The organism is Loktanella sp. SALINAS62 (assembly GCF_018263905.1).
In the GTDB taxonomy this organism is placed as follows: Bacteria; Pseudomonadota; Alphaproteobacteria; order Rhodobacterales; family Rhodobacteraceae; genus Loktanella.
The window spans coordinates 1-736 of the sequence record NZ_JAAFZU010000010.1; the positions used below are offsets into that span (position 1 = coordinate 1).

Annotated in this window: 2 protein-coding genes and 1 other annotated feature; both genes read left to right on the forward strand. The window is 56.2% G+C overall.

The window, feature by feature from the left end:
* The first annotated feature begins 52 nt into the window (after positions 1 to 52).
* On the forward strand, positions 53 to 322 hold the full coding sequence (locus GZH79_RS05495; protein ID WP_211642781.1) for a transposase: 270 nt from the start codon (positions 53 to 55) through the stop codon (positions 320 to 322).
* Positions 323 to 348: 26 nt separating this feature from the next.
* Positions 349 to 465: a sequence feature (AL1L pseudoknot), on the forward strand.
* A partial coding sequence (locus GZH79_RS05500) for an IS3 family transposase (RefSeq protein ID WP_211642782.1) occupies positions 448 to 736 on the forward strand: 289 nt, incomplete at its 3' end. (Overlaps the previous feature by 18 nt.)

Consider the following 736-nt stretch of genomic DNA (forward strand, 5'->3'; position numbering starts at 1 on the left):
GTGAACCGCCCCGGGTTTACCGGAGGGTAAAACTCTCGGAGAATTGCCCATTATGGAACAGACACACAACAAGAAGACCTCGAAGCCGTATTCACCTGAGTTCCGCGAACGTGCAGTGCGGTTGGCGATGGAGCACCGCGAAGAGTATCGTAGCGAAGCTGCTTTATTCACAGCGATTGCAAGTAAATTGGGCTGTTCGCCAGACAGTCTTCGCGTTTGGGTCCGGCAGGCTCAGTGTGATGGCGGCGAACCGCCGGGCCAAACCAGTGCTGAGAAAGCGCGGATCAAGGAGTTGGAGCGCGAGGTGCGCGAACTCCGGTAGGCCAATGAGATCCTGAAGAAAGCATCAGCGTATTTTGCCCTGGCGGAGCTCGACCGCCCGTTTCGCAAGTGATTGCTTTCATTGAAGAACATCGCGGTGAGTTCGGGGTCGAGCCGATGTGCAGAATGCTGCAAATTGCCCAGTCCACCTATTATGAGCGGCGCGCCATCTTGCGTGATCCTGATCGGGCATCGCAACGGGCGAAGTCTGACGCTGATCTGTGCATCAAGATCAACGCTACCTGGGAAGAGAACCGCAAGCTCTATGGCGCGCGGAAGATCTGGCATGTCTTGCTGCGCGATAATCAGCAGATCGCACGATGCACGGTGGAACGGTTGATGCGCAATTTGGGCATCAAGGGCGTGGTTCGGGGTAAAAAGGTCGTCACGACCAATCCGGACACCTCACAGCAGT